General features: G+C 73.1%; 27 protein-coding genes. 6 read left to right on the top strand and 21 right to left on the bottom strand.

The window, feature by feature from the left end; translation table 11 throughout:
• Positions 1–71: 71 nt before the first annotated feature.
• From ruvB to pgsA, 13 genes are all read right to left on the bottom strand, one after another.
• Entirely contained in the window at positions 72–1,139 is a 1,068-nt protein-coding gene (ruvB, locus tag K8Z49_RS02655) for a Holliday junction branch migration DNA helicase RuvB (RefSeq protein WP_024935470.1), read from the bottom strand.
• A gap of 107 nt (positions 1,140–1,246) precedes the next feature.
• Positions 1,247–1,852 (bottom strand): Holliday junction branch migration protein RuvA, encoded by a 606-nt coding sequence (gene ruvA, locus K8Z49_RS02650; protein ID WP_021593378.1) that lies wholly within the window; start codon positions 1,850–1,852, stop codon positions 1,247–1,249.
• Positions 1,849–2,424 carry a crossover junction endodeoxyribonuclease RuvC gene (gene ruvC / locus K8Z49_RS02645; protein ID WP_021593377.1) on the bottom strand — a complete coding sequence of 192 codons (576 nt, stop codon included), beginning with the start codon at positions 2,422–2,424 and terminating at the stop codon, positions 1,849–1,851. The genes ruvA and ruvC overlap by 4 nt, the downstream gene beginning before the upstream one ends.
• A 56-nt stretch (positions 2,425–2,480) precedes the next feature.
• Entirely contained in the window at positions 2,481–3,632 is a 1,152-nt protein-coding gene (eis, locus tag K8Z49_RS02640; protein WP_075024417.1) for a GNAT family N-acetyltransferase, read from the bottom strand.
• A gap of 98 nt (positions 3,633–3,730) precedes the next feature.
• Entirely contained in the window at positions 3,731–4,486 is a 756-nt protein-coding gene (locus tag K8Z49_RS02635) for a YebC/PmpR family DNA-binding transcriptional regulator (RefSeq protein ID WP_021593375.1), read from the bottom strand.
• A 3-nt stretch (positions 4,487–4,489) separates the two neighbouring features.
• Positions 4,490–5,107: a pyridoxal 5'-phosphate synthase glutaminase subunit PdxT gene (pdxT, locus tag K8Z49_RS02630; RefSeq protein ID WP_412517538.1), complete on the bottom strand. Its 618-nt coding sequence runs from the start codon at positions 5,105–5,107 to the stop codon at positions 4,490–4,492.
• A 100-nt stretch (positions 5,108–5,207) separates the two neighbouring features.
• Positions 5,208–5,822, bottom strand: coding sequence for a DUF6928 family protein (locus K8Z49_RS02625; RefSeq protein ID WP_021593373.1), 615 nt, complete (start codon positions 5,820–5,822; stop codon positions 5,208–5,210).
• Between the two features lie 183 nt (positions 5,823–6,005).
• On the bottom strand, positions 6,006–6,929 hold the full coding sequence (gene pdxS / locus K8Z49_RS02620; protein ID WP_021593372.1) for a pyridoxal 5'-phosphate synthase lyase subunit PdxS: 924 nt from the start codon (positions 6,927–6,929) through the stop codon (positions 6,006–6,008).
• Positions 6,930–7,059: 130 nt separating this feature from the next.
• Complete coding sequence (locus K8Z49_RS02615) at positions 7,060–8,091, bottom strand: DUF3048 domain-containing protein (protein WP_021593371.1); 1,032 nt, start codon at positions 8,089–8,091, stop codon at positions 7,060–7,062.
• 95 nt (positions 8,092–8,186) lie between these two features.
• Positions 8,187–8,741, bottom strand: a complete 555-nt coding sequence (locus K8Z49_RS02610) for a hypothetical protein (protein WP_083598472.1) — start codon at positions 8,739–8,741, stop codon at positions 8,187–8,189.
• Between the two features lie 11 nt (positions 8,742–8,752).
• On the bottom strand, positions 8,753–9,913 hold the full coding sequence (locus tag K8Z49_RS02605; RefSeq protein WP_021593369.1) for a glycosyltransferase family 4 protein: 1,161 nt from the start codon (positions 9,911–9,913) through the stop codon (positions 8,753–8,755).
• 27 nt (positions 9,914–9,940) lie between these two features.
• On the bottom strand, positions 9,941–10,870 hold the full coding sequence (locus K8Z49_RS02600) for a phosphatidylinositol mannoside acyltransferase (protein ID WP_021593368.1): 930 nt from the start codon (positions 10,868–10,870) through the stop codon (positions 9,941–9,943).
• Positions 10,867–11,541, bottom strand: coding sequence for a phosphatidylinositol phosphate synthase (gene pgsA, locus K8Z49_RS02595; RefSeq protein WP_412517537.1), 675 nt, complete (start codon positions 11,539–11,541; stop codon positions 10,867–10,869). The genes K8Z49_RS02600 and pgsA overlap by 4 nt, the downstream gene beginning before the upstream one ends.
• Before the next feature lie 326 nt (positions 11,542–11,867).
• Between pgsA and K8Z49_RS02590 the strand changes: the two genes are divergently transcribed.
• From K8Z49_RS02590 to K8Z49_RS02580, 3 genes are read left to right on the top strand one after another with little or no spacing between them, the layout of a single operon-like run.
• On the top strand, positions 11,868–14,030 hold the full coding sequence (locus K8Z49_RS02590; protein WP_021593366.1) for an elongation factor G-like protein EF-G2: 2,163 nt from the start codon (positions 11,868–11,870) through the stop codon (positions 14,028–14,030).
• Positions 14,031–14,085: 55 nt separating this feature from the next.
• A complete protein-coding gene (locus K8Z49_RS02585; protein WP_021593365.1) occupies positions 14,086–14,541 on the top strand; it encodes a hypothetical protein in 456 nt (151 codons plus the stop codon).
• Positions 14,538–15,473: a hypothetical protein gene (locus K8Z49_RS02580; RefSeq protein WP_021593364.1), complete on the top strand. Its 936-nt coding sequence runs from the start codon at positions 14,538–14,540 to the stop codon at positions 15,471–15,473. Before K8Z49_RS02585 ends, K8Z49_RS02580 begins: the two co-directional genes overlap by 4 nt.
• Positions 15,474–15,480: 7 nt before the next feature.
• Here K8Z49_RS02580 and K8Z49_RS02575 read toward each other — a convergent pair whose 3' ends face one another.
• Together K8Z49_RS02575 and K8Z49_RS02570 are read right to left on the bottom strand one after the other, a co-directional pair.
• Complete coding sequence (locus K8Z49_RS02575; RefSeq protein WP_021593363.1) at positions 15,481–15,891, bottom strand: thiol-disulfide oxidoreductase DCC family protein; 411 nt, start codon at positions 15,889–15,891, stop codon at positions 15,481–15,483.
• A complete protein-coding gene (locus tag K8Z49_RS02570) occupies positions 15,888–16,514 on the bottom strand; it encodes an HIT family protein (protein WP_021593362.1) in 627 nt (208 codons plus the stop codon). Before K8Z49_RS02570 ends, K8Z49_RS02575 begins: the two co-directional genes overlap by 4 nt.
• A 199-nt stretch (positions 16,515–16,713) precedes the next feature.
• Between K8Z49_RS02570 and K8Z49_RS02565 the strand changes: the two genes are divergently transcribed.
• Positions 16,714–17,358, top strand: a complete 645-nt coding sequence (locus K8Z49_RS02565; protein WP_024935473.1) for an Asp23/Gls24 family envelope stress response protein — start codon at positions 16,714–16,716, stop codon at positions 17,356–17,358.
• 30 nt (positions 17,359–17,388) lie between these two features.
• Here K8Z49_RS02565 and K8Z49_RS02560 read toward each other — a convergent pair whose 3' ends face one another.
• The 6 genes from K8Z49_RS02560 to K8Z49_RS02535 form a co-directional block, all read right to left on the bottom strand.
• On the bottom strand, positions 17,389–17,991 hold the full coding sequence (locus K8Z49_RS02560; protein WP_412517536.1) for a hypothetical protein: 603 nt from the start codon (positions 17,989–17,991) through the stop codon (positions 17,389–17,391).
• A gap of 107 nt (positions 17,992–18,098) precedes the next feature.
• Positions 18,099–20,084 (bottom strand): threonine--tRNA ligase, encoded by a 1,986-nt coding sequence (gene thrS, locus K8Z49_RS02555; protein WP_021593359.1) that lies wholly within the window; start codon positions 20,082–20,084, stop codon positions 18,099–18,101.
• A 291-nt stretch (positions 20,085–20,375) separates the two neighbouring features.
• Positions 20,376–21,851, bottom strand: a complete 1,476-nt coding sequence (locus K8Z49_RS02550; RefSeq protein ID WP_412517535.1) for a sugar porter family MFS transporter — start codon at positions 21,849–21,851, stop codon at positions 20,376–20,378.
• A gap of 52 nt (positions 21,852–21,903) precedes the next feature.
• Entirely contained in the window at positions 21,904–22,536 is a 633-nt protein-coding gene (locus K8Z49_RS02545) for a class I SAM-dependent methyltransferase (protein WP_250362525.1), read from the bottom strand.
• Positions 22,537–22,597: 61 nt separating this feature from the next.
• Entirely contained in the window at positions 22,598–23,083 is a 486-nt protein-coding gene (locus tag K8Z49_RS02540; protein ID WP_021593356.1) for a cysteine dioxygenase, read from the bottom strand.
• Positions 23,084–23,128: 45 nt separating this feature from the next.
• A complete protein-coding gene (locus K8Z49_RS02535) occupies positions 23,129–23,212 on the bottom strand; it encodes a putative leader peptide (protein ID WP_412520975.1) in 84 nt (27 codons plus the stop codon).
• Positions 23,213–23,345: 133 nt separating this feature from the next.
• Between K8Z49_RS02535 and K8Z49_RS02530 the strand changes: the two genes are divergently transcribed.
• On the top strand, positions 23,346–24,599 hold the full coding sequence (locus tag K8Z49_RS02530; protein WP_412517534.1) for a sensor histidine kinase: 1,254 nt from the start codon (positions 23,346–23,348) through the stop codon (positions 24,597–24,599).
• A 73-nt stretch (positions 24,600–24,672) separates the two neighbouring features.
• The gene (locus K8Z49_RS02525; RefSeq protein ID WP_235206437.1) at positions 24,673–25,311 is read left to right on the top strand and encodes a response regulator transcription factor; all 639 of its coding nucleotides are present in this window, start codon (positions 24,673–24,675) and stop codon (positions 25,309–25,311) included.
• Positions 25,312–25,318 lie beyond the last annotated feature (7 nt).

Here is a 25,318-nt window from a genome sequence, read left to right as displayed (position 1 = left end):
TACGCCAGACACCGGCAACGACGTGACGATCGGCGACGCCGGGAAGTTCCCAACCCGTTACCGGATGATCACTATTCCGGCGCACCGGTGTCCTCTCCCAGGTCGAACAGCGTACCCGCCATCGGAGCCGTGGGCGGCTGGGCGAGGCCCAGGTGCGCCCACGCGGCGGGCGTCGCGATCCGCCCGCGCGGCGTCCTGGCGAGCAGCCCCTGCCGGACGAGGAACGGCTCCGCGACGACCTCCACGGTCTCGGGCTCCTCCCCCACCGACACGGCCAGCGTCGACAGGCCCACCGGCCCGCCGCCGAACTTGCGCATCAGCGACTCCAGGACGGCACGGTCGAGCCGGTCCAGGCCCCGCTCGTCCACCTCGTACAACGCGAGGGCCGCGCGCGCCGATTCCCACGTGATCACCCCGTCGGCGCGGACCTCGGCGTAGTCGCGGACGCGGCGCAGCAGCCGGTTGGCGATGCGCGGCGTGCCGCGGGAGCGGCCGGCGACCTCGGCCGCGGCGTCGCCGTCGATCTCCACGTCCAGCAGCCGCGCCGACCGGTGGACGATGACCTCCAGCTCGGCGGGCTCGTAGAAGTCCATGTGCGCGACGAAGCCGAACCGGTCGCGCAGCGGGCCGGGCAGCATCCCCGCCCGGGTGGTGGCCCCCACCAGTGTGAACGGCGCGATGTCCAGGGGGATCGCGGTCGCGCCCGGCCCCTTGCCGACCACGACGTCGACGCGGAAGTCCTCCATGGCCATGTAGAGCATCTCCTCGGCGGGCCGCGCCAGCCGGTGGATCTCGTCCAGGAAGAGGACCTCGCCCTCGGCGAGCGTGGACAGCACGGCCGCGAGGTCGCCGGCGCGCTCGATCGCCGGACCGGAGGAGATCCGCAGCGGCTGCCCCAGCTCCGCCGCGATGATCATGGCGAGGGTGGTCTTGCCGAGCCCCGGCCCGCCGGACAGCAGCACGTGGTCGGGCGTCCGGCCCCGCCGCAGCGCGCTGTGCAGCACGAGCGACAGCTGCTCGCGCACCCGCTCCTGCCCGACGAAGTCGGCCAGCTTCTTCGGCCGCAGCGCGGCCTCGATCACCTGCTCCTCGGCCCCCACGGCATCAGCCGAGACAAGCCGCTCCGCATCCTCGCTCATCCCTGTTCCCTGTGGGGGGCGACCCCCCACACCCCCCGGTTCGCTACCGCTCATCCCTGTTCCCTGTGGGGGGCGACCCCCCACACCCCCCGGTTCGCTACCGCTCATCACTTGCTCAACTTCTTAAGCGCCGACTTGAGCAGGGCGGCGACGGGCGGCGTGGGGCCGCCGTCCAGGTCGGCGGCGACGGCGTCCACGGCGGCGTCGGCGTCCTTGGCGGACCAGCCGAGGTTGACCAGGCCCATCTGGACCTGGTCGCGCCACGGCTCGGCGCGGGCGGGCGCGCGCAGGTCGCCGGCGTCGTCGCCGCTGGGACCGCCGAGGCGGTCCTTCAGTTCCAGGACGATGCGCTGCGCGCCCTTCTTGCCGATGCCCGGCACCTTGGTGAGGGCGGTCATGTCGTCGGTGGCCACGGCGCGGCGCAGCGCGTTCGGCGTGTGCACGGCCAGCATCGCCAGGGCGAGGCGCGGCCCGACGCCGCTGGCGGTCTGCAGGAGCTCGAACACGGTGCGCTCGTCGTCGTCGGCGAACCCGAACAGGGTGAGGGAGTCCTCCCGGACGACCAGCGAGGTCGGCACCTTCGCCTCGTCGCCGACCCGCAGGCCGGCCAGGGTGGCGGGGGTGCACTGCACCGACAGGCCGACGCCGTGCACGTCGATCACCGCCCCGTCGGGGCCCGCGGCGGCCACCCGGCCGCTGACGAACGCGATCACTGGACGCTTCCTCCTCTGCCTCGGGCGGCGAGCCGCTCCCGTTCGGCCCTGGCCGCCTCCTCGATCCGCGACCGCCGGGCCTGGGCGAGGCGCTGCTGCGCTCCCCCGCGCCACAGGTGGCAGATGGCCAGCGCGAGCGCGTCGGCCGCGTCCGCGGGCTTCGGCGCCGTCTCCAGCGACAGCAGCCGGGTCACCATGGCGGTCACCTGCGCCTTGTCGGCGCGGCCGTTCCCGGTGACGGCGGCCTTGGCCTCGCTCGGGGTGTGCAGCGCGACGGGCAGGCCGCGCCGGGCCGCCGCCAGCATGGCGATGCCGGCGGCCTGCGCCGTCCCCATGACGGTCCGGACGTTGTGCTGGGAGAACACGCGCTCGACGGCGACGGCGTCGGGCCGCAGCTCGTCCATGAGCGCCTCGATGCCCGCCTCGATGCCCAGCAGGCGCCGGGCGTGGTCCTCGTCGGGCGCGGTCCGCACGACCGACACGCGCACCAGGTGCAGCCGCCTCCCGGGAGCGCCCTCGACGACCCCCACCCCGCACCGGGTGAGCCCGGGGTCCACCCCCATCACCCGCACGGCCACTCCTTCGATCACCTGTTCGGCCGGACAACGCTATCAATCGGCGTCGCCGGTCAGAAGTAGTCCAGGGAGAACGGCGTGGCCGCGAACGCGGAGGAGAGTTCCTCCGCGCGCTCGCCGTGCAGGAGCCCGGAGCGGCGCAGGGTGGAGACGGGGATGCCCGCATACAGCGCGGACAGGCCGCGAGGGTCGACGCGTACGGCGGCGGGTGGCTCGGACGAGCGTTCGAGGCGCCCCTCGCCGTTCGCGATCTTCAGGCGCCAGTGGCCCGAGTTGGCGGGGCGCTGCGGGTCGTCGATCGTGAGGGGGACGTCGGCGGTGACGCCCGGCGGGTAGCCGCGCGCCGCGATCGCCGCCGGCGCGTCCACCACGCGCAGCATCCACTGGTGCCGGTGGACGGTCTCGAGCTCGCGTTCGCGGAGCAGCCACAGCACCGGGTCCGTGGGCGAGACGCAGGCCCGGACGGTCTTGGCCGTGGACGACCCGGACCCGACCATCGCCCATAGCGCCCTCAGCGTGCTCTCAGAGGACGCGACGAGCCGGCTGACCTCCAGCCCGGAGTTGCCCTCGGCCCAGCGGTAGGAGAGGAAACCGTCCTCGGCCAGGTAGGAGTAGGCGTCGCGGTCGTCAAGAAGGCCGCGCCACTTGGGTTCCGTCCAGCTCACCGGGCCGCAGTCGCGGGCGGACTCGTGCGCTCGGCCGATGACCGCGGCGACCTCGGCGGCGTCCCCCGGCCCCGCCCTGCGCACCGGGACCGGCTCGGCGGTGACCGTGCGCAGCGCGTCGGCGGGGATCTCGATGTGGTGCTGAGCGCCCGCGTGCTCCCAGCCGAGCGAGCGGTAGAGCCGTGTCGTCGCGGGATAGAGCACGGCCAGCGGGTGGCCGAACGCGGCGCAGCGCTCCAGCAGGTGGGTCATCAACCGGCGGCCGAGGCCGCGGCCGCGCTCCTCCGGCGCGACCGTGATCGCGCCGACCCCCGCCATGGACACGGCCCGGCCGTGCCACCACTGGCTCATCTCCAGCAGCACGCCCGCGGCCACGATGCGGCCGCCGTCGAATCCGGCGAACTGCCGTCCCGCCTCCGCCGACGGCAGCGCCGCCCGGACGCTCCGCGTCCACGCCGCGTCCGGCATCGGCCCGAAGGCGCGGGACCGGATGTCGCGGACGGCGTCCATCTCGTCCGGCGCCAGCGCGCGTATCTCCATGGTCCAGAACGGTAGGCCATGCCTGAGACACCGAGCCCAGGACACCGAACGCCGCCGTCCCGGGGCGGGCGGCGGCGTTCGCGCGGCGTGCGGCGAGGTCAGGCGTCGATGGAGGCCATGACCTCGTCGGACACGTCGAAGTTGGCGTAGACGTCCTGGACGTCGTCGGAGTCCTCCAGGGCGTCCAGGAGGCGGAAGACCTTCTTGGCGTTGTCCTCGTCGAGCGGGACGGTGACGCTCGGCAGGAACTTGCTCTCCGCCGACTCGTAGTCGATCCCGGCGTCCACCAGGGCGGTGCGGACCGCGAGCAGGTCGCCGGCCTCGCTGACGACCTCGAAGTTCTCGTCGTCGAGGTCGTTGACCTCTTCGGCGCCGGCGTCCAGCACGGCCATCATCACGTCGTCCTCGCTGGTGCCCGTCTTGGGGACGATCACGACGCCCTTGCGGGCGAACATGTAGGACACCGAGCCCGGGTCGGCGAGGGAGCCGCCGTTGCGGGTGAGGGCGACGCGGACCTCGGACGCGGCCCGGTTGCGGTTGTCGGTCAGGCACTCGATGAGGACGGCCACACCGCCGGGGGCATAGCCCTCGTAGGTAATGGTCTGCCAGTCCGCGCCGCCGGCCTCCTCACCGGCGCCCCGTTTGCGGGCGCGCTCGATGTTGTCGTTGGGGACGGAGTTCTTCTTCGCCTTGTAGATGGCGTCGTAGAGGGTGGGGTTCGCGTCGGGGTCGCCGCCGCCGGTGCGGGCGGCCACCTCGATGTTCTTGATCAGCTTGGCGAAGAGCTTGCCCCGCTTGGCGTCGAGGGCCGCCTTCTTGTGCTTGGTCGTCGCCCACTTGGAATGGCCGGACATCTGTCAATCCTCCTCTGTGGTCCGGCGCACCAGATCGGCGAAGTAGTGGTGCACGCGGAAGTCGCCTGTCAACTCCGGATGGAACGCGGTCGCCATGAGGCGCCCCTGGCGGACGGCGACGATCCTACCGGCGTTCGGGCCGCTCTCCGCGCGTCCGAGGACCTCGACGGCCCCGCCGACGGACTCCACCCAGGGTGCGCGGATGAAAACCGCGTGGTACGGCGTGTCTCCCATTCCGGTCAGCGGCACCTCGGCCTCGAAGGAGTCGACCTGCCGGCCGAACGCGTTGCGCCGCACGGTCATGTCGATCCCGCCGACGGTCTCCTGGCCCGCCGCGCCGTCCCGGATCCGGTCCGCCAGCATGATCATGCCGGCGCAGGAGCCGTACGCGGGCATCCCGGCCTCGATCCGCTTGCGCAGCGGGTCGAGCAGGTCGAACGAGCGCGCCAGTCGCCACATCGTGGTGGACTCCCCGCCGGGCAGGACCAGCCCGTCGACCTCCTCCAGCTCGCCGGGGCGGCGCACAGCGAGCGCGCGCGCTCCGGCCGCCTCCAGCGCGTGCGCGTGCTCGCGCACGTCGCCCTGGAGGGCGAGGACACCGATCGTGGGCACAGCTGTCACGTGGAAACCTTCCGGGGTGCGGGGTCATCTCAACCCTAGACCTCTAACAACCCGCACGACCTGGCGGCTCTTCCCCGGTGCGGGGGCGGCCCCTCGCCGATCAGGCGTGCTTGAAGCGGCGCACCGGGAGTTCGAGCGGGAGGAAGCCGTCCTTGCCCCGGTCGGCGATGCCACGTCCGAACATGTGCGCCTCGGCGAGCGCGAGGCCGAACTCCTCGGGGTCGAACGGCAGCGGGACGTCCGGGGCGCCCGCGTCGATGGCGCGCCAGAACGGCCGCTCGGCGGGCAGCCGCTCGCCCTGGTCGACGACGACGCCGTCCTCGGCCGTGACGAACACGTCGCGGCGCAGCTCGCCGGACTCGTACCAGCGGAACCAGCAGCCGCGGATGACGTTGTGCAGGACGAGCACGCCGCAGCAGGAGCCGGGCAGCGCGGCGGCGGCGGTGTCGGCGATCCGGCGGGCGTCGTCGTCGAGGCAGAACAGCCGCCGGTCGCACAGCAGCAGCGCGCGCTCGAACGCGCCGACGAACAGCTCGTCCTCGTACGGCCACAGCGCGAAGTCCAGGACCGTGTCGCCGGTCTCGGTGAGGGTGGCCGCGGGATAGAGGCCGCGCGCGATCGTCGCGGCGGCGTCCGGATCGGGCACCAGGCCCGGCCGGAACACCTCGGTGGGTTCACCCGCGCTCGCGCACGCCAGCGCGACCGACCAAGCCATGCTCTCCCCTCCCGCGGCCGGGCACCGCCCGCACCGGCCGCGCCGCCAGCGTAAACCCTGGCAGGGGCCGCTGTGGAGAGGGGCACCCACCTGACCGCCCGGTCACGCGGACCGGGCGGCGCGCGCCTCGCGGGCGCCTGCTCAGCGGCGCCTGCTCAGCGGCCCCTGATCAGCGGCAGGGCGTCACCAGCCGCGGCCGGCGAACTTCTGGTCCTCGCCGAGGGAGGCGGCGTTGATGCCGACCATCGCCTCGCCGAGCCCGCGGGACACCTTGGCGATCACGTCGGGGTCGTCGTGGAAGGTGGTGGCCTTCACGATGGCCTCGGCGCGCTGGGCCGGGTTGCCGGACTTGAAGATGCCGGAGCCGACGAAGACGCCCTCCGCGCCGAGCTGCATCATCATCGCGGCGTCGGCGGGGGTGGCGATGCCGCCGGCGGTGAACAGCACCACGGGCAGCTTCCCGGCCTGCGCCACCTCCTTGACCAGCTCGTAGGGGGCCTGGAGCTCCTTGGCCGCGACGTACAGCTCGTCCTCGGGCAGGTTCTGCAGGCGGCGGATCTCCTGCCGGATCTTGCGCATGTGCGTCGTGGCGTTGGAGACGTCGCCGGTGCCCGCCTCGCCCTTGGAGCGGATCATCGCCGCGCCCTCGGTGATGCGGCGCAGCGCCTCGCCGAGGCTCGTGGCGCCGCAGACGAACGGGACGGTGAACGCCCACTTGTCGATGTGGTTGTCGTAGTCGGCGGGCGTGAGCACCTCGGACTCGTCGATGTAGTCGACGCCGAGGGCCTGCAGCACCTGGGCCTCCACGAAGTGGCCGATGCGGGCCTTGGCCATGACCGGGATGGACACCGCGGCGATGATCCCGTCGATCATGTCGGGGTCGCTCATCCGGGAGATGCCGCCCTCGGCGCGGATGTCGGCGGGGACCCGCTCCAGGGCCATGACGGCGACCGCGCCGGCGTCTTCGGCGATCTTCGCCTGCTCGGGCGTGACGACGTCCATGATCACGCCGCCCTTGAGCATCTCCGCCATGCCGCGCTTGACGCGGGCGGTCCCGGTCTCGGGCGCGGCGTTCTCAGGAGCGGAAGTGGAAGTGGACACGGGCATTCCTCACGTGACGGACGACAAGTCGCTTTCCATGGTATTGCCTGCTCGCACGACCTCTCGACCCGGCAGAGTGTCAACGTGCGGCGCCCGCCGCTTACGAAGTGACGGAACCGGGCGGTGCGCGCATGCGCTATGGGGTGTAAGGCTTGCCGTCGTTGACGAGAAGCACCCAGACCTGGCCGGGGGCGAAGTTCATGGGCTTGCCGTCCGCCGCGGTGAAGGTGGTGCCCTTGCCCTCGGACGGCCGCGACCACTTGGCCTTGTAGGACTTCCCGTCGCGCAGGACGACGGCCCGCCCGGTGCCGGTGGTGTGGATCAGGGGCGTGTAGCTGCCGAGGAAGTCGTGGAACTTCGACCGGGTCGTCTTGGCGTACTGGATGACGACGGTCTTGCCGCCGAGGCGCCCGCCCTCGGCGGCGCGGTCGGGACGCCCGCCCCAGCTGGCGAGCCACCGCTTCTCCTTCGCCGACCAGGTGAACCCCATGGTCGCGGCCGGCCACCTGGCGGTGAAGGACTTGGTCCGCTTGCCGCCGGCCGGGGCCTCCCCGAAGCGGAACCCGATGTCGCGCGGCTTGCCCGCCTTCGGGGCGCGCTTCAGCAGGTTCTTGGGGTCGGCGTAGAGGTTGTACGGGATGGGCTTGGCGCCGGACCGGAAGTAGGCGCCGCCCGCCTTCTCCTGCGAGATGTCGTACAGCGGCGCCTTCCGGATGTACTTCTTCATCTTGCTCTGGACGCCGGAGAACGCGAACGCGGGGCGCCCGAACTGCGGCAGGATGTGCAGGTCGGAGATGCGGGCGCTGCGCACCGGCCCGACGCGCTTCGGCAGCTTGGACGAGTAGACGGCCATCAGCCGCGTCTCGCCGCCCTCGACCTGCTCGACGTAGACGATGTCGGCGTCCTTCACGCCGCTCTGCGGGAACGCGGGCGCGGTGTTCTCGATCTTGACGGCGAGGACGGGGTTGTCCAGGCCCTTGCGGCCGCCGGTGAACGGGTGCGTCGCGGGCTCGGGCGTCCCGCTCTCCCGGGGCGTGCCGGAGCTCTTCGGCGGCGGCGCCGTCTTCGGGCCCCCGGAGTCCGAGCAGGCCTGCAGCGCGGCGCCGGCGACGAGGACGCCGAGACCCGCGGCGACGCGGCCCGGGACGGTGCCCCATACGGAACGCACGATGTACCCCTCCCTTGGACGGTCTGCCAGAGGGTAGCGAACGTGGTCGGATGCGCCGCCCCGCCCAGCGGTACGGGCCGGCGCCGCCGGTGTGATCAACGCGGCGGTCGGATTCCGGGCGGATCGTCGTCGATCTCGAAGAAGTCCGGCAGGGGGGCGCGGCCGGCGAGGGGCAGGATCCGGATCAGCGGCTTGCGGCGCGCGATGCGGGCCTGGGACACGGCGTCGTTGTAGAAGCGGCGGGCGTAGGCGACCTTCGCCGCCGCGGACGACAGCTCCTCCAGCACCGCGCCCCCGTCGCCGGCGCCCCGGGCGGAGAGTGTGTCGACGAACCCGGGCTGGTCGACGGCCGCGCGCAGCGCCCGGGACAGGTCGCTCTCGGCGAACTCGCGGGCGTCGGCGTCGGCGGTGCGCGCCTCGTGGGCGGCGGTGGCCAGCACCAGGCTGGTGGCCGGGTCCAGCAGCCGGGACGCGGCCAGCTCCAGCGTGGCGGCGGCCCTCCTGACCAGCGCGGCGTCCAGCGCGGCGCGGGCCGTCTCGACGCGGACGTGCAGCCGGTCCAGCCGGGTGGCGCGCCACGACACGTACACGGCGACCAGGAAGGCGACGGCGACCCAGAACAGGACGTCGATGATCCAGTCGTAGGACATCCGGCGGTCTCCTAGGTGCCGTGGCCGGACTCGACGACGACGGCGCGGCCGCCGGTGACCGTCTCGTAGACCCTCACCACGTCGCGGGCCACGGACGACCAGTCGTAGGCGCGCACGGCCGCGCGGGCCTCCGCGGACAGCTGCTTGCGGCGGGCCGGGTCGTCCAGCAGCTCGGCCGCCGCCGCGGCGAGCGCCTCGTGGTCGCCCACCGGGAACAGGACGCCGGCCCGGCCGCCGCGCAGCACCCGGTCGAACGCCTCGATGTCGCTGGCCAGGATCGGGGCGCCCGCCGACATCGCCTCGGCGAGCACGATGCCGAAGCTCTCGCCGCCGAGGTTGGGCGCGACGAACACGTCCACCGAGTGGTAGGCGCGGACCTTGTCGTGCTCGCTGACCATGCCGAGCACGACGACGCGCTCGCGCAGCCCGGGCGGCACCCGGGACATCACGTCGCCGGCGTCGCCGGGCCCGGCGAGCAGCAGCCGCAGCCCGGGCCGGCGGCGGCCGAGGATCTCGAACGCGCGCAGCAGCACCTGCAGCCCCTTGCGGGGCTCGTCCATCCTGCCGAGGAAGCCGAGCGCCTCCCCGTCCCCGGAGCCGGATGCCCCCGCCCTGCCGCGCCAGCCGGGCAGCGGCTCGGCCATCGCGTACCGCTCGGTGGCGACCCCGTTGGGGATCAGCACCGCGTCGCCGCCGAGGTGCTCGACCAGGGTGGTGCGGGCGGCCTCGGACACCGCGATCCGGCCGGTGATCTTCTCCAGCGCGCTCTGCAGGATCGGCGCGGTGACCGACACCACGCGGGACTTCTCGTAGGACGCGTGGAAGGTGCCGACGATGGGGCCGTCCGCCGCCCAGCAGGCGAGCAGCCCGAGCGAGGGCGCGGCGGGCTCGTGGACGTGCAGGACGTCGAAGCCGCCGTCGTTGATCCAGCGCCGGACCCGGCCGGCCGACAGGAACCCGAACGCCAGCCGCGCCACCGAGCCGTTGTAGGGGACGGGCACGGCGCGCCCGGCCGACACGGCGTAGGCCGGCAGGTCGGCCTCGTCGTCGGCGGGCGTGATCACCGACACCTCGTGGCCGAGCGCGATCAGCGCCTCGGCGAGGTCGCCGATGTGCTGCTGCACGCCGCCCGGGACGTCCCAGGTGTACGGGCAGACGATGCCGACCTTCATGCGATGCCGACCTTCATGGCCCGGTCCTCATCCCCCGCCGCCCGCCAGGTCGTCGACCCAGACCTTCTGCAGCATGTGCCAGTCCTCCGGGTGCGCGGCGATGCCCGCCTCGAAGACCCGCGCGAGCTCCTGGGTCATGGCCTGGATCTTCTCCTGTCTGCCGCCCTCGTCCGGGACCGGGATCTCCTCGTGGACCCGCGCCGCCCAGTACTCGCCCTCATACCAGAGTGTCACGGGAATGAGCGCGGCGCCCGTCTGCAGCGCGAGCGCGGCCGAGACGGCGGGCATCCGGGCGGTGGCGCCGAAGAACTCGACGTCGACACCGCTCGCGGTCAGGTCGCGGTCGACGACGAGGCACACCGGCCGCCCCGCGCGGAGCCGCTGCGCCATCCGCCCGTACGCCGAGGCGCCCGTGTGGGCGAGGACCTCCATGCCGAGGCTCTCGCGGAACTCGACGAACCGGTCGAACAGCGACTCCGGCTTGAGCCGCTCGGCGACCGTGGTGAACGGGTAGCCGCAGTGCACGAGCCACGCCCCGGCGTGCTCGTAGTTGCCCATGTGGGGCAGGGCCAGGATCACGCCGCGCCCGGCGTCGAGGTTGGTGAAGATCTTCTTCTCGCCGGTGACGCGCATCCGGCCGAGGATCCGCGCCCGGTCGTACTCGGGGAGCCGGAACACCTCCAGCCAGTAGCGGAAGTAGGAGCGCAGCACCTTCTTGCTGAGGACGCGGACCTCGTCGTCGACGGCGTCCTTGCCGAGGACGCGGCACAGGTTCTTCTCCAGCTGCCGCACGCCGCCGCCGTAGCGGTGCCAGGTGCGGTCGGCGAGGGCGGCGAACGCCAGCCGTGCCGCGCTCTCCGGCATCTTGCGCACGACCGTCCAGCCCAGGGCGTAGACGGCGTCGGTCACCTCATCGCGAAGCGACGGCGTCGCCTCTCCGCGGCGGGGCGTGGTCATCGATGGGGCTCCGGCGTCTTCTGCGCCCCGTTGCCGGCACCGTTGTCGGCCCCGTCGCCCGCTCCCGGCCCCGCGCCGTCCCTGGCCTGGACGTAGACGGTGGCGAAACGCTGCCCGACCGTGATCGTGCTGAGCACGGCGAGCGCCCACAGCGCGACGGCGAGGATGAAGGGGACGCCGAGCCCGTCGAACCCGGCCGCGACCAGCGCGACGATGAGGCGTTCCGCGCGCTCGGCGATGCCCACGTCGCAGGTGTAGCCGAGCCCTTCGGCGCGGGCCTTGGCGTAGGACACCACGACCCCGGAGACGAGGCAGTACAGGGCGACGGCGGCGAGGGGCTCCTGGCCGTCCCGGTACAGCCCGATCATCAGCCCGGAGAAGATCGCGGCGTCGGCGACCCGGTCCATGGTGGAGTCCAGGAACGCGCCGAACTTGGAGATCTTCCCGGTGACCCGGGCGACCGCGCCGTCGAGCATGTCGAACAGCACGAACGCGGTGATGACCATCGTCCCCCAGAAGAACTCCCCTCGCGGGAAGAGGACGAGCGCTCCGGCGGCGACGCCCGCGGTCCCGATGACGGTGATGGCGTTGGGCGACACTCCGGTCCGCGCGACCGCCTGTCCGACGGGGGTGAGGACGCGCCCCAGCGCGGGCCTGATCTTGTTGAGCATCGCCGTCCGTTCTCGACTGGTCTCCGGGGTGCCGGCCTCCGCACGCGGGACGGGCCGCCGGCCGTGGCGCGCCCATCGTAGTGCGGACCTCGCCGGCCCGTGGTCAGGGCGGGGTTTGGGGGCCGCGCGGCACGGACAGATCACGGTTGATTGCCGTTCACCCCTTGTGGTCCCGGCCATCACGGGAAAGGGTGTTGGCACGGGTGTGACGTCGGTCACGCGCGCTACGAGGTCGGACGCCGCACTCGGACGTCAGGGCCGGGCCCGCCGGGCCGGGCCCCAGCCGCACGCGGGCCTCCGCGAGAGGCCCGTCCGAGGAGGTAGTCATGGCGGACAAGGGAGGCCACCCGGGAGCCCCCGGCAGGGCACCGGAGGCCGGCGGGTGCGACAGGGTGCGCAATGTCGCGCTGGTCGGCCATTCGGGGGCAGGCAAGACGACGCTCGTCGAGGCGCTGCTCGCCGCCACGGGCACGCTGCAGCGGGCCGGCAAGGTCGAGGACGGCACCACCGTCAGCGACTTCGACGAGGTCGAGATGCGCCAGCAGCGCTCGGTCAACCTCGCGCTCGCCCCGCTCGTGCACGGGGACGTCAAGGTCAATCTCATCGACACGCCCGGTTACGCCGACTTCGTCGGCGACCTGCGCGCCGGGCTCCGCGCCGCCGACGCCGCGCTGTTCGTGATCTCGGCGGTGGACGGCATCGACGGGCTCACCCGGATGATCTGGGACGAGTGCGCCGCGGTGCAGATGCCCCGCGCGGTCGTCATCACCAAGATCGACCAGCAGCGCGGCGACTTCGACGACGTGGTCCTCACCTGCCAGGACGTGTTCGGCGAGGGCGTCGCGCCGCTGTACTTCCCGGCCGGCGGAGGCGACGGCCTGAAGGGCCTGATCGGGCTGCTGTCGCAGCGCTGCCTCGACTACTCCAGCGGGGAGCGCGTCGAGTGCATGCCGGACCCGGAGTACCTGGACCAGATCTCCGAGCAGCGCGCGTCGCTGATCGAGGGCATCATCCAGGAGAGCGAGGACGAGAGCCTCATGGACAGGTACCTGTCCGGCGAGGACATCGACGTCAAGGCGCTCATCGAGGACCTGGAGACCGCGGTGGCGCGCGGCAGCTTCTACCCCGTCCTCGCGACCTCGGTCCCGCACGGCGACCACCCCGGGCCGGTCATCGGGATGCTGGAGCTCCTGGAGGTCATGACGCAGGCCTTCCCGTCCCCCCTCGAACACGGGATCCCGACCGTGACGCCGGTGAAGGGCGGGCCGCCCAGGGAGATCACCTGCGATCCCGAGGGCCCGCTGGTCGCCGAGGTCGTCAAGACCACGTCCGACCCGTACGTCGGGCGGATCTCGCTGGTCCGGGTGTTCTCCGGCACGCTGCGCCCCGACACGACCGTGCACGTCTCCGGGCACGGCATGGAGGACCGCGGCCACGAGGACCACGACGTCGACGAGCGCATCGGCGCCCTCACCTCGCCGCTGGGCAAGACGCAGCGGACCATGTCGTCCTGCATCGCCGGCGACGTCTGCGCGGTGGCTAAGCTCGGCCGCGCCGAGACCGGCGACACCCTGTCCGACCCGGGCTCGCCCGTGGTGATGGCGCCCTGGTCGATGCCGGACCCGCTCCTGCCGGTGGCGATCCGCGCCAAGTCCAAGGCCGACGAGGACAAGCTCAGCCAGGCGCTCGGCCGGCTCGTCGCCGAGGACCCGACGCTGCGGCTGGAGAACAACTCCGAGACCCGCCAGCTGGTGCTGTGGTGCATGGGGGAGGCGCACGCCGACGTGCTCATCGAGAGGCTCCGCAGCCGGTACGGCGTGGAGGTCGAGCGCGTCGACCTGCGCGTGCCGCTGCGGGAGACGTTCGGCGGCAAGGCCAAGGGCCTCGGCCGGCACGTCAAGCAGAGCGGCGGGCACGGCCAGTACGGCATCTGCCACATCGACGTGGAGCCGCTCCCCTCCGGTGAGGGCTTCGAGTTCGTCGACAAGATCGTCGGCGGGGTCGTGCCGCGGCAGTTCATCCCGTCGGTGGAGAAGGGCGTCCGGCAGCAGATGGAACGCGGCGTCTCGGCCGGGTACCCGCTGGTCGACATCAAGGTCACGCTGCACGACGGGAAGGCGCACTCGGTCGACTCGTCCGACATGGCGTTCCAGGCGGCGGGGGCGCTCGCGCTCAAGGACGCGGCCGGCCAGGTGCCGATCCTGCTGCTGGAACCGGTCGACGAGGTCGACGTGCTGATCGCCGACGAGTACGTGGGCCCGATCATGTCCGACCTCACCTCCCGCCGCGGCCGGGTGCTCGGCTCCCAGGCGGTGCCCGGCGGCCGCACCATGATCAAGGCGGAGGTGCCGCAGCTGGAGATCATCCGGTACGCGATCGACCTTCGCTCGATGTCGCAGGGGACCGGCACGTTCAGCCGCTCGTTCCTGCGGTACGAGCCGCTCCCGTCGCATCTCGCCGAGAAGGTGGCCGCCGCCAAGGACGGCTGACCCGGCTGGGCCGATGCCCCGCCCGGCGCCCCGGGCGGGGCTCTAGGCTTGTCCGGTGAGTCTTCCTGTCCTCCGCCTCACGCCTCGCGCGCGGCTCTGGCGGTCCCTCTCCGGCGCCGCGGTCGTCGGCGCCCTGCTGTGCAGCAGCGCGTTCGGAAGCAACGACCATTTCCCGCTCGGGCCGATGACGCAGTACGCGTTCTCGGTGAAGGACGACGGCGGCACCATCAACTCCTTCTGGCTGGAGGCCGACACCGCCGCGGGCACGCACGTGGAGTTGTCCCGGGACGCGGCGGGAACGGGGATGAAGCGCGCCGAGATCGAGGGGCAGATGGACCGGATCGTCCACCACCCGGCCATGCTGCAGGGCATCGCCGAGGGGCAGCACCGGCTGCACCCGGACTGGCCGAGGCTGACCAGGATCTACGTCGTGCAGGAGATCAGGACGCTCCGGCACGGCAAGGTCGTGTCGACGACCAAGCGCAACCGCGTCGTCTGGGACGTGCGATGACCGCCGCCGCGACCCCGGAGGCGCCGCGTCCCGTCCGGTCCTCGCGGGACGCCGCCGGCCCGTCCCGCACGGCGTGGGACCGCTGGTGGTTCGGGCCCGTCCCGCGTGCGCGGATCGCGTGGCTGCGGATCATCGGCTACGCGTTCCTGCCGTTCGACATGCTGCTGCTGACCAGCAGCTCGCTGGCGCACGCGCGGCTGCCGGCCGACCTGTACCGGCCGGTCCTGCTCGGCCGGCTGCTGCACCTTCCCGCGCCCACCCCGTGGGCCATGTACACGCTGCTGGCGGTGACGATCGGGGCCGGCCTCGTCGCCGCGACCGGCCGCTTACTGCCCCGTGCGAGCGGCTACGCCGCCGCGTGCGGGTACCTGTGGTGGGTCACGGTCAGCATGTCGTACGGCAAGGTCGACCACGACCACCTGGCGCTCGTCGTCGCGCTGTTCGTGCTGCCGAGCGTCGGGCGCGCGAAGGTCGGCGACACCGCGCGCTGCGAGGCGTCGGCGTGGTCGGTGCGCGGCATCCAGATCGCGGTGGTCGCGGCCTACTTCCTGTCCGCGTGGGCGAAGGTGCGCATCGGCGGGTTCCCCGCGTGGCCGAACGGGTCGACCGTCCAGTGGGCACTGAGCCGCCGCGGTACCCCGATCGGGCGCGTCTTCATCGACCATCCGCTGCTGCTGAAGGCCAGCCAGTGGTTCATGTTCATGGCCGAGGCCATCTCACCGGTGCTGCTGTTCCTGCGCGGGCGGCCCCTGTATCTGCTGGTGCTGTTCTTCGCGGGCTTCCACGTCGTGACCTACGCGCTGATGACGATCCACTTCCTGCCGCACGCCATCTGGCTCGCCGCCTTCCTGCCGCTGGAGCGGCTCACCGTGCTGCTGCCCGAGCGGCTGCGCGGCCGGGCACCGGAGGCGGGCGAGCCCGCCGCCTCCTGACGGCGGCTCAGTCGCGGGCGCCGGGACGCTGCGCGGCCGGCAGCATGCAGGCCGCCGTCCCGCCCGGCATCCGGTGGCGGTTGGCGGCCACGAGGCGGTACACGCCGTGCGCGAGCCAGCTCACCGGCGCGACGCGCATGACCACCCCGAGCGCCTTCCAGGGGCCGCCGGCCGCGGTCAGCAGCCGCCCGACCGCCTCGGCGCCGCCGCTGACGCGTCCGGCCCGGTCGATCCACAGCACCTCGTACTCGGCCCGCTCCGCCGTGGTGCCGAGCGCGTCCAGGTCGGCGAACTGGAAGGCCACGACGGTGGCCTGGACGGGCACGTGCCGTTCCAGGAACCGGACGGAGGACGTGCAGAAGCCGCAGTCGCCGTCGTACACGAGCACCGGCCGCCCGGGCCGCTCCGGCCCGGTCATGAGGCGGGCCAGGCGTCGGCGAGCATCTGGCGGGTGTCGCGCAGGAGCTGCGGCAGCACCTTGGTGTGCCCGACGACCGGCATGAAGTTGGTGTCCCCGCCCCAGCGCGGGACGACGTGCTGGTGCAGGTGCGCGGCGATCCCCGCCCCGGCGACGAGGCCGAGGTTCATGCCGACGTTGAAGCCCTGCGCGCCGCTCGCCTTGCGCAGCGCCGTCAGGGACCGCTGGGTGAACGCGGCGAGTTCCAGGTACTCCGGCTCCTCCAGGTCGGCGTAGTCGGCGACGTGCCGGTACGGGACGACCATCAGGTGCCCGGAGTTGTACGGGTAGAGGTTCAGCACCGTGAACACCGACTTGCCGCGGGACACGACGAGGCCCTCCTCGTCGGTCATCTCCGGGATCTCGCAGAACGGGCAGCCGTCGCCCTCGCCCGCGCCCGTCGGCTTGTTCTCGCCCTTGATGTAGGCCATCCGGTGCGGGGTCCAGAGCCGCTGGAAGTTGTCGGGCACGCCCGCGCCGCCCCTCTCCTCCTCGAAGCGGGGTCTGCGCTCGTCCCCGGCGCCGGCCCCGGGCGCGTCCTCGCGCCCCTGGTGCACCACGGACTCCTCCGGCTCTGCGGTCAAGGCGGCGGTCTCCTTTTGTTCACGGCCTGACCAGCAGCATAGAGAGAGACGCCCGCCGGGCTGTAGCCGGGGAGCCCCGAAGGCACCGCCGCGGCGGGCCTGCGCGCGCCGCCCCGGACGCCCGCGTCCGGCGGCCCGGCATGGCGTCCGGCGGGCCGTTCCGACACCATGGTCACCCGACCGAACGCAGGGAGCGATCATGAGCGGGCTCGACAAGCACGGCGCGAACGCGGAGCAGGGACCGGAGGCCGGGCCGAGGCCCGCCTTCTCCGGACCCGGGGCCGGGCGCCAGGCGTCGGTACCGCCCCAGGGGCCACAGCAGGGAACACAGCAGGGAACGCCGCAAGGGACGCCGCTCTCCGCGCCGCCCGCGCAGCAGGCGGCCCCTCCCCCGCGCAGCGTGCTGTCGTCCGGGCCGAACGCGGTGCCGATGACGCTGCACGGCTCGTCCGGCGACCTCACCTCGCCGGTGGAGGGCCGCATCACGATCGGGGACGCGGTGATCGGGAAGATCGCCGCGTTCGCCGCGCTGGAGGTCGAGGGCGTCGCCGCGCTCACCGCCCGGGACGAGACGCCGAGCGCGGGGGTGCGCGTGGTCCAGAACGACGACGAGGTGACGGTCGACGTCGCCATCGCCGTCGACTACGGCGTCGTGATCAAGGACGTGGCGAAGGTCGTGAAGGGCAACGTGGCCCGGGTGGCCGGAATGATGCTGGGGGCGCGGGTCGCCGCCGTCAACGTGTCCGTCGAGGACGTCCGCATGCCGCCCGCCCAGGGAGGCGCCGCGCAGAAGTCCGGGGCCCGCAAGGCGGCCGCGCCGAACACGGCGCCGCCCGCCCGCTGAGCACGCCCGGCCCGTCGCGTCCCCCGGACGTCACGTGCCGGCGCGGGCGTAGCACGTCTGCATGGCGACGCCGACGGAGACCGTGTTGACCTTGACTCGCTCGACCAGCTGCGGCGCGACGCCCCTGAAGTGGAACGCGTGCGGCCCGCCGCTCCGCACGGTGGTCTGCTGGGACTGGGGCTCCCGCCCTCGCAGCGACAGCTCGGCCCGGATCGCGCCGCTTGAGGCGACCGTGACGACGACGTCCACACCCGTGGCGGTGGCCTTGTAGAACGCCGTCCCCTTCGGGCACCAGCCGATGCCGCCGGAGCCCTGAGTGGGGATCGCCGGCCCGCCGCCCTGCCCTCCGGACCCGCCGCCGTCCTGCCCGGGCGGATACGGCCGGCCGCTCCCGTCCTGCTGCGGCGCCGGGTTCGTCGGGGTCGCCGGGAGCCCGGAACCGTTCGGCGCCCCGCCCGCCGGCGCGGACGGGCCGGCGGTCCCCTGGGCGCCGGCGGTGCCCTTCCCGCCGTCGTCGGTGAGCGGCATGAGCAGCACGATGACGGCCGCGGCGACCAGCGCCAGCGTCCCGGTGTAGCCGGCGATCCGTGCCCAGAGCGACCGCGCCGTCCGCGTCGGCCTCCTGGACTTCATCTCCGCTGTCTCCCCGGTCCTCACACGTGGTCGATGAGGCTACCAATTCCGTCCCGGTCAGGGTGCCCGGACCGGGCCGTGCCCGCGGGACGGGCACGGCCCCCGGCTCAGATCTGGACGCGCGCCTCGACGGCCTTGACGATCTCGTCCACGGCCTCGGCGATCGGGACCCCGTTCTTCTGCTCGCCGCTGCGGTACCGGAACGACACCGCGTCCTTGGCGACGTCGTCGTCCCCCGCCAGCAGCATGTACGGGACCTTCTGCTTCTGCGCGTTGCGGATCTTCTTCTGCATCCGGTCGGAGGAGGTGTCGACCTCGACGCGTAGACCGTGCTCGCGCAGCTTCGCCGCGACCTTCTCCAGGTGCGGGACGTGGGCGTCGCCGATCGGGATGCCGACCGCCTGGACGGGCGCCAGCCACGGCGGCATCGCGCCCGCGTAGTGCTCCAGCAGCACGCCGAAGAACCGCTCGATCGACCCGAACAGCGCCCGGTGCAGCATCATCGGCCGCTGCCGGGTGCCGTCCGCCGCCTGGTACTCCAGGCCGAACCGCTCGGGCTGGTTCGGGTCGACCTGGATGGTGGACAGCTGCCAGGTCCGGCCGATCGCGTCCTTGGCCTGCACGGAGATCTTCGGGCCGTAGAACGCGGCGCCGCCCGGGTCGGGGACGAGGTCGAGCCCGGTGGACTCGGCGGCCTCCCGCAGCGCGGCGGTGGCCTTCTCCCACATCTCCTCCGAGCCGATGAACTTCTCGGACTCGTCCCGGGTGGACAGCTCCAGGTAGAACTCGTTCAGCCCGTAGTCGCGCAGCAGGCCGAGGACGAAGTCGAGGAGCCGCTTGATCTCCTCGCCCATCTGCTCCTCGGTGCAGTAGATGTGCGCGTCGTCCTGGGTCATGCCGCGGACGCGGGTGAGGCCGTGCACGACCCCCGACTTCTCGAACCGGTACACCGACCCGAACTCGAACAGCCGCAGCGGCAGCTCCCGGTAGGACCGGCCGCGCGCCCGGTAGATCAGGTTGTGCATCGGGCAGTTCATCGGCTTGAGGTAGTAGTCGCCGCCGTCGACCTCCATGGCCGGGAACATGTCGTCCTTGTACCAGCCGAGGTGCCCGGAGGTCTCGAACAGGTGGCCCTTGGAGATGTGGGGGGTGTTGACGAACTCGTACCCCTCCTCCTCGTGCCGGCGGCGCGAGTAGTCCTCCATCACCTTGCGGACGGCGCCGCCCTTCGGGTGGAAGACGGCGAGGCCGCTGCCGATCTCGTTCGGGAAGGAGAACAGGTCGAGCTCGGCGCCGAGCCTGCGGTGGTCGCGCTTCTCGGCCTCCTCCAGGAACCGCAGGTACTCGTCCTGCTTCTCGCGCGACTCCCACGCGGTGCCGTAGATCCGCTGGAGCTGCGGGTTCTTCTCGCTGCCGCGCCAGTAGGCGCCGCCGCTGCGCATCAGCTTGAAGGCGGGGATGACGCGGGTGGACGGCAGGTGCGGGCCGCGGCACAGGTCCTTCCAGCGCCGCTCGCCGGACTTGGCGTCGAGGTTGTCGTAGATGGTCAGCTCGCCGCCGCCCACCTCGACGTCGGCGCCGTCGGCGGCGTCCTCGACCGGCCCGGCCCCCTTCAGCCCGATCAGCTCCAGCTTGTAGGGCTCGGCGGCCAGCTCGGCACGGGCGTCCTCCTCCGAGACGGGACGGCGGGAGAACCGCTGCCCCTGCTTGACGATCTCGCGCATCCGCTTCTCGATGCGCTTGAGGTCGTCGGGGGTGAACGGCTCGGCGACGTCGAAGTCGTAGTAGAAGCCGTTCTCCACCGGCGGGCCGATGCCGAGCCTCGCCTCGGGGAACAGCTCCTGGACGGCCTGCGCCATCACGTGCGCGGCGGAGTGCCGCATGATCGCCCGGCCGTCGTCGGAGCCGATCTCGACGGGCTGGACGGCGTCGCCGTCGGCCAGCTCGCCGGCGAGGTCGCGCAGCTCGCCGTTGACGCGGGCGGCGACCACGGTGCGGCCGTCGGCCTCCAGTGCCTGCCCCGCGGTGGTGCCCGCCGGCACCGCCCGCTCGCTCCCGTCGAGGGTGATGCGCAGCTCAGACACGGTGGACACGGGTACTCCTCGCGATGGTGGGTTGGGATCAGCGGGTTCCGATGCTATCGACTCGGGGTGTCCCCCGGACGCATGCGGCTCCATCGGCCGCTCCTCTCGTCGGGCGGAGGCCCGGCACGTCCCCGGACAGCGGAAGGGCCCCGGGAACGCTCCCGGGGCCCTTCCGCGTGCGATGTCAGGACATGCCGCGTTCGCGCCGGGAGTGACCCGGCGTCGTCGTCTCGAAACACGCGAGCGGCATGCCACCACTGTAGCCGACGGGCACGCGCGCGGCACGGCGGTTCCGCGCGGTCACGCGCGGGCCCTCGGCGCTCTCGGGGCTCTCGGGGCTTCGAGCCGGTCCATGTCCTCCAGCTCGCGCCCCTTGGTCTCGGGGACGGCGCGGAACACGAACACGAACGCCAGGATGGAGAACAGCGTGTAGATGCCGTAGGCCAGGCCGAGCGAGAAGCCGGAGATCCCGGGGAAGGTCGTGGTGACCAGCCAGTTGGCGAGCCACTGCGCGGCCGCGGCGACGGCCAGCGCGGAGGCCCGGATGAAGTTGTTGAACATCTCGCCGAGCATCACCCACACGACCGGGCCCCAGGTCGCGGCGAAGGAGGCGACGAACACGTTGGCCGCGACGAGCGCGACCGGCCCGGCGAGGCCGCCGAGGCGCGGGTCGCCGTCCACCACGGGCGCGGTCGCGAAGCAGGCGGTGAGGACGCCGAGGGAGACCGCCATCCCGGCGGCGCCGGTGAGCAGCAATGGGCGCCGCCCGATCCGGTCGACGAGGGCGATCGCGACCAGCGTGAAGGCGACGTTGACCACCGAGTTGATCACCGAGGTGAGCATCGCGTCGTCCTCGGAGAACCCGACCGCCTGCCACAGCGAGGACGAGTAGTAGAAGATCACGTTGATGCCGACGAACTGCTGGAAGACCGACAGCAGGATGCCGGCCCACACGATCGGCAGCAGGCCGAGCCGGGGCCCGCGCAGGTCGCGCAGGTGCACGGGCCGGTCCGCGGCGATGGACCGCGCGATCTCGCCGATCTTGGTGTCCACGTCGCCGCGGCCCATGACCCGCCGCAGCACCTGCCGCGCGCGGGCCGTCTCGTGCTTCTTGACGAGGTAGCGGGGCGACTCGGGGATGGTGGTGGCGATCAGGCCGTACATCACGGCGGGGACGACGCAGCTGGCGAACATCCAGCGCCAGGCGCCGCCGCCCCAGGGGAACGTCCCGGTGGCGCCGCCGTCCGAGACCTGGGCGATGACGTAGTCGACGACGAGCGCGGCGAAGATCCCGAGCACGATCGCCATCTGCTGCAGCGAGCCGAGCCGCCCGCGCAGCTCGGCCGGGGCGATCTCGGCGATGTAGGCGGGGGCGATCACCGACGCGGCGCCGATGGCGAGGCCGCCGACCAGCCGCCAGAAGGTGAGGTCGACCGCGCTGAAGGCCAGCGCCGAGCCGAGCGAGCTGACCACGAACAGCACGGAGGCGATCAGCATCACCCGCACGCGGCCGATCCGGTCGCCGAGCGGCCCGGCGAACCAGGCGCCGGCGGCGCAGCCGAGGAGCGCGGCGGACACGACGAAGCCGACGGCGAAGCCGCCGAGGCCGAACTGCTCCTTGAGCGCGTCGACCGTCCCGTTGATCACGGAGGAGTCGTAGCCGAACAGGAAGCCGCCGAGTGCCGCGGCGCCCGCGAGGAGCACCGCGATGGCCGACGAGTGCGCCGGCCCCTCCGCCCGATCGTCCGCCGCCGTCCCGCTTCCCGGTGCGCTCATGGGGGCGGATCTTCCCGGGAGAGGGAACCTTATGCGGGACGCTTGACCCGGGTCACTCGCGGATGGCGATTCCCAGCACATGCGGTGAGGCCGGGTTGCCCCGGCCCGGCTCGGGGAACTCGAAGCGCCGCTCGGTCCGCACGGTGAAGCCGCCGCGGGCGATCCACTCGCTCGTCGGGCGGGTGAGGTGGCAGCCCGCGGCGAAGAACGGCCAGAGCACGTCGGCGCAGCGCTGGAACCGGACCTTCCCCGGCGTGGTCCCCCGCACGTGCTCGTAGTAGCGCAGCTCGCCGCCCGGTCTGAGGGCGCGCCGCAGCTCGGCCAGCGCGCGGGCGGGGTCGCGGACCGAGCAGAGCACGAGCGACGCCACCGCCACGTCGAACGACGCGTCGTCGACGTCGAGGTCCTCGGCGACGCCGGGACGGACCGTCACCGGCACCGGGGCGCGGCCCGCCGCGTGGTCGGCCTTCGCGCGCAGCCGCGGCTCGGGTTCGAGCGCGACGACCTCGGTGACCTCCGGCGGGTAGTGGGCGAAGTTGGCCCCGTATCCGGCGCCCACCTCAAGCACGCGGCCGGACGCCCCGGCGAGCAGCTCGGCGCGGTGCGCGTCGCCGCCCGCCCTGGCGCACTGGGCGTCCAGCCGCGGATAGAGCCGGGCGAAGATCGGATGGCTCAGGTCGCTCATCCCCGCAGTGTCCGCCGCCCCGGCGATCACCGCAAGATCGCGGCGCGGCGGCGCGCCGCGGTCACCAGTCGTCGGCGGACTCGTCGGCCAGCCGGACGAGCTCGCCGTCCGGGCCGAGGTCGTAGCGGCGCATGGCGGCCAGGGGCGGCGAGTAGACGTGCACGCTCACGGCGGGCGCGTCGCCGGTGTTGCGCACGTCGTGGACGTAGCCGGGGCCGAACGCGCGGGCCTGCCCGGCGCCGATGTCCTGCCGGGTGCGGACGCGGTCCTCCTCCAGCGTGCCGAGGGCGACGGCGAAGGCGCCCGCGGAGCCGCCGTGGTCGTGGAACCCGGTGGACTGGCCCGGCAGCCAGCTGATCAGCCAGATCTCGTGGTCGGCGTCCAGGTGGACGCGCTCGTACCAGCGCCCGTCCGGGTCGAGGCGGACCCGGCGCACCCACTCGTGCGGGGCGGCGGCGATCTCGCGGGCCCGCTCGGCGAGCCGCGGCGGGGCGAAGCGGCCGTCCCCGGTTCCGGGCACGGCGACATCGGTCGTGGTGACGGTCATCCGGGTCGTTCTCCTCGTGGTGTGGGCCGTTCGTCCTCGCCGGTTTCAGGACGGGCGGCGACACAGCGCGCTGGCCTGGCGGCGCAGGTCGACGTGGAGGCGCTCGTGGCGGAGTCCGATGATTGTCACGGCGACAAGGATGGTCCAGATTCCCTATAAAGTCAATCGGAAATAACAGGTAGCCGATACCCAGGGGCCGGGCCGGATCTCCCTCCAGGGGGGCAGGTCAGTGCGGCGCCGCGCGTTCTAGGCTCACGACCAAATGAACGAACCAGACCACCACGCATCCGGCGGCAAGGCCCGGCTGGTCGCCGGCGTCCGCGCCGCAGTCGTGCCCGGACGGGACGACCCGGCCGTCATGCTGCTGCCCGGGTCCCTCGCGCTGCGCGTCCCGATCCTGGTCTTCCTGCTGGCGCTGACGGTCGGCTTCACCGGCGGGTCCATCGCGATCCCGATCCAGATGTACGGCGTCGATCCGGGGCTGGCGTGGCCGCTCGGCGTGCTGCAGGCGACGCCGCTGATCTTCGCGGCGCGGTGGCCGCTCGCCGCCTGGCGGATCGCGATGACCGGGCTGGTGCTCACGGTCATCGTCCGGCACGGCGACGGCTTCATGCCGTGGCCGGTGACCGCGATCCTGGCCCTGGTCGTCATCCTGTTCTTCACCGGCGTCGGAGCCGACCGGCAGACCACCGTCGGCGTCGGCGCGGTGACGATCGCCGCGGCGCTCCTGCCCGCGGTGCTGCTCGGGATGCCGGGCTGGTTCGGGATGATCCTCGCCGGGATCGCGGCGCTCGCGCTGACGTTCGGCGACGCGGTCGGCGGGCGGCACTCGGCCGTGGAGGAGCTGCGCCGGCGCGAGGAGCAGCACCGCGCCGACCTGGCCCGGCAGGCGGTGCTGGAGGAGCGCGCCCGCATCGCCCGCGAGCTGCACGACGTGGTCGCGCACCACATGTCGGTGATCGCGATGCAGGCGGAGGCCGCCCCCTACAAGATCCCGGACCTGCCGGACGCCGCCCGCCAGACGTTCGGGGTGGTCCGGGACGCGGCCCGCGAGGCGCTCACCGAGACGCGCCGGGTCGTCGGGCTGCTGCGCGCGGACGACGAGGGCGCCGAGCGCGCCCCCCAGCCCGGCCTCGACCGGCTGGACGACCTGGTCGCCGCGGCCCGCCGCTCCGGGCTGTCGGTCGCGACCGTCGTCGTGGGGATGCCGCGCCCGCTGAACGCCGGCGTCGACCTGTCGGCGTACCGGATCGTCCAGGAGTCGCTGAGCAACGCCTCCCGTTACGCGCCGGGCTCGCGGGTGCACGTCGAGGTGAAGTACGGCACCGGCTCACTCGTGGTGTCGGTCACCGACGACGGCGCCCGCGGCGAGCCGGAGCAGTCGCAGGGCGGCGGCCACGGGCTGGTCGGCATGCGCGAGCGCGTGACGATGCTCGGCGGGAGCCTGGACGCCGGGCCGCTGGACGACGGCTGGGCGGTCGCCGCCGAACTGCCCTATGGGGATCCGGACCGATGATCGCCGGGACCTTCACCGGGACCCGTAAGGTTGGTTCGTGACGATTCGGGTGCTGATCGCCGACGACCAGGTGATGATCCGCGACGGGCTCGCGGCGCTGCTGTCCTCCGATCCCGGGATCGAGGTGATCGGGCAGGCGGGCAACGGCCGCGAGGCGGTGGAGATGGCCCGCCGGCTCGACCCGGACGTGGTCGTGATGGACATCCGGATGCCGGAGATGGACGGCCTCGCCGCGACCGCCGAGCTGGCGGGCGACCTCGACCCCGACGCCGACCCCGCGGCGGCGCGGCCGAAGGTGCTCGTCCTCACGACGTTCGACCTGGACGAGTACGTCTACGAGGCGCTCGGCGCGGGGGCGAGCGGGTTCCTGCTCAAGGACGCGTCGGCCGCCGACCTGGTGACCGGCGTCCGGGTGGTGGCGGCCGGGGACGCGCTGCTCGCCCCGTCCATCACCCGGCGGCTGATCGGCGACTTCGCCCGCCGCCGCCGGCACCAGCGGCCGAGCCCGAAGGCCACCGCCGGCCTGACGCCGCGCGAGCTGGACGTGCTGCGGCTCATCGCCCGCGGCCTGTCCAACGCCGAGATCGCCGCCGAGCTGGTGCTGGCCGAGCAGACGGTCAAGACGCACGTGGGGCACGTGCTGACCAAGCTCATGCTGCGCGACCGCACCCAGGCCGTCGTCTACGCCTACGAGAACGGCCTGGTCGGCTAGGGGCCGG

The sequence above is a fragment of the Actinomadura madurae genome (assembly GCF_047130825.1).
Lineage (GTDB): Bacteria > Actinomycetota > Actinomycetes > Streptosporangiales > Streptosporangiaceae > Spirillospora > Spirillospora madurae.
The sequence above is the reverse complement of the archived record's forward strand: the minus strand, read 5'-3'. Positions and strand labels throughout refer to the sequence as shown.

Bases quoted from the DNA above. Each gene is read 5' to 3' on its own strand.
- K8Z49_RS02580 (WP_021593364.1), top strand. From the start codon at position 14,538: ATGACCGCCGCCGCGACCCCGGAGGCGCCGCGTCCCGTCCGGTCCTCG.
- K8Z49_RS02540 (WP_021593356.1), bottom strand. From the start codon at position 23,083: ATGACCGTCACCACGACCGATGTCGCCGTGCCCGGAACCGGGGACGGC.
- K8Z49_RS02590 (WP_021593366.1), top strand. From the start codon at position 11,868: ATGGCGGACAAGGGAGGCCACCCGGGAGCCCCCGGCAGGGCACCGGAG.
- pgsA (WP_412517537.1), bottom strand. From the start codon at position 11,541: ATGCTCAACAAGATCAGGCCCGCGCTGGGGCGCGTCCTCACCCCCGTC.
- K8Z49_RS02575 (WP_021593363.1), bottom strand. From the start codon at position 15,891: ATGACCGGGCCGGAGCGGCCCGGGCGGCCGGTGCTCGTGTACGACGGC.
- K8Z49_RS02560 (WP_412517536.1), bottom strand. From the start codon at position 17,991: ATGAAGTCCAGGAGGCCGACGCGGACGGCGCGGTCGCTCTGGGCACGG.
- K8Z49_RS02610 (WP_083598472.1), bottom strand. From the start codon at position 8,741: ATGTCCTACGACTGGATCATCGACGTCCTGTTCTGGGTCGCCGTCGCC.
- K8Z49_RS02565 (WP_024935473.1), top strand. From the start codon at position 16,714: ATGAGCGGGCTCGACAAGCACGGCGCGAACGCGGAGCAGGGACCGGAG.
- K8Z49_RS02625 (WP_021593373.1), bottom strand. From the start codon at position 5,822: ATGGCTTGGTCGGTCGCGCTGGCGTGCGCGAGCGCGGGTGAACCCACC.
- K8Z49_RS02530 (WP_412517534.1), top strand. From the start codon at position 23,346: ATGAACGAACCAGACCACCACGCATCCGGCGGCAAGGCCCGGCTGGTC.
- K8Z49_RS02525 (WP_235206437.1), top strand. From the start codon at position 24,673: ATGATCCGCGACGGGCTCGCGGCGCTGCTGTCCTCCGATCCCGGGATC.
- K8Z49_RS02550 (WP_412517535.1), bottom strand. From the start codon at position 21,851: ATGAGCGCACCGGGAAGCGGGACGGCGGCGGACGATCGGGCGGAGGGG.
- ruvB (WP_024935470.1), bottom strand. From the start codon at position 1,139: ATGAGCGAGGATGCGGAGCGGCTTGTCTCGGCTGATGCCGTGGGGGCC.
- eis (WP_075024417.1), bottom strand. From the start codon at position 3,632: ATGGAGATACGCGCGCTGGCGCCGGACGAGATGGACGCCGTCCGCGAC.
- pdxS (WP_021593372.1), bottom strand. From the start codon at position 6,929: ATGCCCGTGTCCACTTCCACTTCCGCTCCTGAGAACGCCGCGCCCGAG.
- K8Z49_RS02600 (WP_021593368.1), bottom strand. From the start codon at position 10,870: ATGACCACGCCCCGCCGCGGAGAGGCGACGCCGTCGCTTCGCGATGAG.
- K8Z49_RS02635 (WP_021593375.1), bottom strand. From the start codon at position 4,486: ATGTCCGGCCATTCCAAGTGGGCGACGACCAAGCACAAGAAGGCGGCC.
- K8Z49_RS02605 (WP_021593369.1), bottom strand. From the start codon at position 9,913: ATGAAGGTCGGCATCGTCTGCCCGTACACCTGGGACGTCCCGGGCGGC.
- K8Z49_RS02545 (WP_250362525.1), bottom strand. From the start codon at position 22,536: ATGAGCGACCTGAGCCATCCGATCTTCGCCCGGCTCTATCCGCGGCTG.